This window comes from Streptomyces sp. NPDC054961 (assembly GCF_053609145.1).
This window is the reverse complement of the sequence record NZ_JBSGWY010000015.1, coordinates 1-5678: the sequence shown is the minus strand read 5'-3', so window position 1 is coordinate 5678 and position 5678 is coordinate 1. Positions and strand designations below refer to the sequence as shown.

General features: G+C 65.7%; 1 protein-coding gene. It reads right to left on the bottom strand.

What is annotated here, in order from left to right:
• Positions 1-635: 635 nt before the first annotated feature.
• Positions 636-5678: polymorphic toxin-type HINT domain-containing protein (locus tag ACWF9Z_RS15835; protein ID WP_453602499.1), on the bottom strand; the 5043-nt coding region annotated here is incomplete at its 5' end.

Genomic DNA, 5678 nt, shown 5'->3' with positions numbered 1-5678 from the left:
GCGGCTTGGCCCCCCCTCCCACCTCGGGGGCGCCCGCAACGGGGTCCCGCCCCCCGCGCGGGGGCGCCCCCGGGGGGCCGGTGGGCCCGCGGCCCGCGACAGCGGGCCGCCTTGATCAAGTAAAGAAACTCTGAACAGCTCGCTTCGTCACGCCAAAACCGCTGGCCGGCCTGGCAACAGCGACGACCCGCCGCTCCATGCGGCACAGGTGCAGCCGCGTTGCCGTCAACTGCTGCCGTCACGAAGGCCGGAGGCCCCACCGGAGCGGGCATTCCGGTGGGGCCTCTAGCTATTTATTGGGCGCTCTCGACAGCCGTGGAGTCGCACACCCTGCCTGGGTACAGCGTCCGATCTTGATCTCAGGGTCCATTACCAAGGAGGGCGAGGCTCCCCTGCCAGGCGTAGCGGCTCAAGAAATTCTTCCCTGAAGACTTCAAGAGCTGCTCTAAGCAGAGGGATTTCCACCTCTGCCCCGATAGTGGTCAAGCGTGCCGAGTTTGAGTCGAAACGAAATTCCAATAGAAGATCGCCTCGCCTTCCGTCAATCAACTCTGCAACTTCCATTGAGTCGAAGTCGTCGAAGTCGCTCAGGATTGTCATGGCCAAATATTCCCGACCCTGCGCAGAAAACTTCCTCACAGCCACCCCTCAAACGTCAAGGCTCCCCCGTTGCGCAGGCTCCATCTAGCTCCCACCCCCGTGGTGGTGTTCACGATGTCTAGCACAGACCCTCCGTAGTGCGCCGACGCTGCTGAGATTGTTCTCGTGTTGGCTGGATTTCCAAGTACGTCAGCAAGGACGTCCCTTCCTGCCGCGTTCAGAGCTTCCTTATCCTTGATGCGGTCTGCGCCCTGTAGGTAGGGATCATACTTTGCTACGTGATCTACTGTCCGCTTAATGGGGTCCGTGTGCTTCTGGGTTGCCCTACCGGCTTCATTCAAGTTGTATTTGGGATTGAATCCCTTGTTTCCCTTTGTTGCGGTAGGTGCCAGAGCAGTTGCAGACAAGTCAAGGTCCGTAGCATCGGAGAGCGGGCAATTATGGACCAGGACGGATGTCGCTCCAGCCAGCACATAGTACGTGTGGAGGTCGTCGACGGTGAGGTTGTGCGTGGTGACGGCGTGCGGGTAGTTGCGGGTTGCCGTGACCGTGAGGGTGGTGCCGTCGGGCTGGCGGAGCTGCTCACCGACGTTGAGTTCGCCGGCGTCGGTCCACTGGTGGCGGGTTTCGCTCCAGTAGGGGTGGTGGTAGGTGGAGGTGATCTTCGCGGGCGGTCCGCGAGGGCTCGCCTCGTCGGTGAGGGTGAGGTCGGTGAAGTCCTTGTCGTCGGGGGTGGTGATGGTGGTGGTGACCGTCTTGGGACGGGTTTCGCCGGTCTGCGGGTCGGTGGCCATGACCACGTCGCCGTCCTTGACGTCCTCGATGGACTTCGCGGAGCCGTCGGCCATCAGGACGCGTACGCCTGCGGGGAAGCTGTTGCACTTGCTTGCAGTCGATGGGGCGTCACCGCCGCCGCCGTCTACCTTCGCCGCGTCGGCTTCGTCTGCTACCGCTTTGGCTTCGGTTCCGGCGCTGTCGCTGGCGGATTCCTTGGCGGCTTTTTCCGATGCCGATTTGGCTGCCTTGGCTTCGGCGTCGCGGGCTTCCTTCAGGGCTTTCTTCGCCGTGCTGTATGCCTCGGCGGCCTTTGCGGCTCCGCGTTCGGCCTCGTGGATCGCGTCGTAGGCCTTGTTGACTTCCTTGTAGATCTTGAAGGCCTTGATGCCGATCTTGACGGCCTTGAAGAGCTTGCCCCAGGGGACGAAGTTCAGGGCCGTGTTGATGCAGGCCATGACGTCGCCCTTGGTGAAGCAGTCACGGGCGTCGTTGTATCCGATCAGGTCGCCGACCATGTCGACGACCTCGTCGATGAGCTGGTCGCGCTTCTTCTTCGCCTTGGCGACATTGCTGTTGGCTTGCTTCAGCTCCGTGTCGTCCGGCCCTTGGTCCGCAGGCGCTTTACCCCAGACAGCAGGTGCGACGGTTTTCTCTTCCTGCTGCTGCTCAACGGAGCATTTTCCGCAGTCAACCCTCAGGCCAGTGGGGTCCGTCTTGTTGATGGGGCTGTTGTTGGAGTAGGCGTAGGCGTTCCACTGTTGTGGGTCGCCGGCGTCGATGATGGGGTCGGGGCTGATGAAGCGGCCGGTGGTGGGGTCGTATTCGCGGGCGCCGAGGAGGGTGAAGCCGGTGGCTTTCTCCTTGGTGCCGCCGATGAAGCCCTTGTCGCCGGCCCAGGTGCCGGGGGCGGGCTGGGTGCCGCGTTCGTTGCCGAACGGGTCGGAGGCGCGGCGGATGTGGCTGAGGTCGGAGGCCTTGAACTGGACTCCGCCGGTGCCGTGGTGGTCCGCGCTCTGGTAGGTGAGCGTGGAGCCGCTGGTGGTGCTGGTGGTACGGGTGATGGACAGGCCGCCGGGCATACCGTAGGTGCGGACGTTGGAGACCTTGCCGCTGGCGGTGTCCAGGGTGAGCTGGTCGGTGCCGAGGTTGAGGGTGGTGCTGGTGGGGTCGCGGCGGATGAGCTGGTTGCCGCTGGTGTCGTAGAGGTAGCTGGTGCCGGCGCTCTCGCCGGTGCCGACGATCTTGTCGAGCTTGCCCTGTCCGTTCCAGGTCAGGGTTTTGGTGCCGGCGGTGTCAGTGACGGACGCCGTGTTGCCGGACTGGTCGTAGGTGTAGGAGGTGACCTTGGTGCCGGACGGGCCGGTCTCGGTCGAGGCCATCAGCGCGTGCGGACCACCGGTACCACCGCCCGTCTTCGGGTCGGAGGACGGGGCGTTGCTCTTCGGGCCGAACGTCTGGGCGATCGTGACGTCCTTGGCCGCGTTGCCCGTGACGTCCTTCTTCACCAGCTTCTTGCGGTTGCCCATGGCGTCGTACTCGTACTGCTGCCAGTACGGAGCGGTACCGCCCACGCTGGGCTTGCCCGTGCCGTCGAACGCGGGGCCGGCGGCATTGGTGCAGCCGCCGATGCCGCGGACGCTGGGCTGGGGGGCCGTGGTCTGGGTACCGGTGTCGGTCCAGGCCTGGGTGAGTCGCCCGAGGTAGTCGTGGGTGAAGCACTGCAGGTCACGGCCCGTGCCGTCCTGGGTGTCACCGATCGAGGTGAGCTGTCCGACCTTGTTGTACGTGTAGTCGAAAACGTCGACGCTAGTGGTCGCAGCGGTCTGCTTGTCCAGCGTCGAGCGGACCGGACGGCCGGTTCCGGCGTCGTAGTCGGTCGTGGAGACGACCTGAGTGCCGGCCGCGCCGACGGTGGTACGGATGGCCCGGCCATAAGGGTCGTAGCGGATGTCCGCGACGTACGGGGTTCGGGTGAGACCGATCTTACCGGCGAACCCCGTGAGGTTGCCGCTGATGTCGATACCGAAGCCCAACGTCTCCACCCCGAGGCCCGCCTTGGGAATCCCGGGAAGAGACGTCTGCCTCAGGATTCCGTAGACGTCGTAGGTGTTGGTCGTCTGGTAGGTGCCGGCCAGCTCCTTCTCCGCCGCCGGGATGGTGATCTTGGTGCCGAGGGGGCGGTAGCCGCCGTCGTAGCCGGTGACCTCCGATACGTAGGCGCTGCCCGCCTTGCCGCCCACGTAACGGGTGGTGCTGTCGGGCTTGCCCAGCGCCTTGGTGTCGTAGGTGAACGCACCGACCTGCTTGGCCGGGTCGATCGCCGAGCCCTCATAGGTCGCAATGGTGCGGCCGAGGAGGTCGGTGACCGTCGTCGCGCTCTTGCCGCGGGCGTCCATAGCGGTGACGAGGTTCTTGCTGTCGTCGTAGACCGTGGTGCTGATGCCCGCGTCGGGGTCGGTGGTCTTCACCGGACGGCCCAGAAGGTCGTAGGTGAAGGTCCACTCGTTGCCGGCGGAGTCCTTCCGCGACAGCTCCTGGCCCTGGGTGTTGGACAGATAGGTCGTTTCGTCGTACGCGCCAGTGGGCGTGTTCGACTTGTACTGACGCAGCACCGACGTGGTGCCGTTGGCGATGGTCGCCGTGGCGAAGCCGCCAGCCGGCGGAATCGTGCGGACTTCGTCCGCTCCCGGGTACTCGGTCTTGGCGCGGGACTGTTCCACGCCGAAGGACTGAGTGATGGTGTCAGTCGCCCGCCCGAGGCCGTCGAAGACCTGGACGGTCTGAGCAGGGATCTTACTGTCGGGCTGGACTCCGCCGTTGGGCAGGAACAGGGCCGCGGAGGGCGCGCCCTGGTCCGTGTAGTACGAGGCGCTGGTCTTGACCTGCCAGCCGTGGGAGTCGAACAGCGCGTCCGTGACCATCCGGCCAAACGCAGCCGCTGGCGAGGTTACCTGGGTCTGGCGGACCCGGCCGAGGCCGTCGTAGATGGAGTAGCTCGACGTGTAGGAGTCGTCGTTCATGAGCGCCTGGCTCAGAACGGCGGACGGCGCGTTCGTGCCGTTCATCGCGTACGAGTACTTGCGCACCGGAAGCGCACTGTTCGCGCGCTCCTGGCCCGGCTGCCAGATGGAGACGACCCGGCCGAGAGCGTCATACTCGCGTTCGCCGACGTGGTTGTTCTCGTCCGTGCTCTTCAGCGGCTGCGAGCGGCCGATGTCGAGGGTGGTGGTCGACTTCCAGCCCAGCGGATTGGTGTGCGTCACCATGTTCGGCAGGACGCCGCTGGCCGGGGTGTATTCGGTCGTGGTGACGGCGCCGCCGGGGTGGGTGGCGTCGGTGCGGACCTTGTTGGTGTTGCTGGTGACGCGGCCGTAGGCGTCGTAGGTGGAGGTGGAGTTGAGACGGTAGACCGGCTTGCCGGCCGCGTCGTACTTCTCCAGGACCTCGGTACCCGTGCCGTTCGCCGTCGCGCCGACCTGGCCGTAGGCCAGACCGTCGAAGAGGGAACGGGTGTCGCCCACGGTGTTCGCCGCGGTCGGCGTCTGACCGCACACACCGGAGACGATCAGCGTCCGCGAAGCGAGCTCGGTGACCGCGCCGCCCGGGCCGGTGGGGTACTCGAAGGTGGTGCACAGACGCTGGTCCGTGCGCGAGATGTCACTGTTGTCGTCGACCTGCAGCGGCCGGGTCGTGAGCGTGGTGTCGTACGTCGACGAACGCTCGGCCGTACGCCAGCTGCCGTTCGCGAGCTTCGCGCGCGTCGTCACCTTGCCGGTGTTCACCGCGCGGGCCGTGATCGCGGGCATGCCCGCGGACTGGGCGCGGGTCGCGGTGACCGGGCCGATCCACGGCGTCGTGACCTCGTCCGAGACGACGGTTCCACCATCGCGGTCGTAGGTTTCGCTCTGGCGGACGAAGCCCGAGAGGACTTCTTCGTCCTTGATGGTCCCGCCCTGCGCATCGCCGACGTTCACACTGCGCTTGGTGCCGTTGGCGAGGACGTCGCCGTCCATGCCGCGCAGGTAGGTGGTGACGTTCTTGGTGCGGGGGGCTTCGCTCGCGTTGCCGTTACCGGTGCGGGTGGTGACGGTGGAGAAGCCGCGGAACTGGTCCCAGGTGCGGGTCTTGGAGTCGGTGAACTCGGAGTCGTTGCGGTGCCAGGCGATGCCACCGGTGTACTCGTAGTCGGTGACGGTGGAGACCTGGCCGCCGACCCTGTCCTGCTGGGTCACGGACTGGACGATGACCTTGTTGAACCAGTCGTTGACCGGGTCCGCGAAGGACTGGCCGGGCAGGTACCA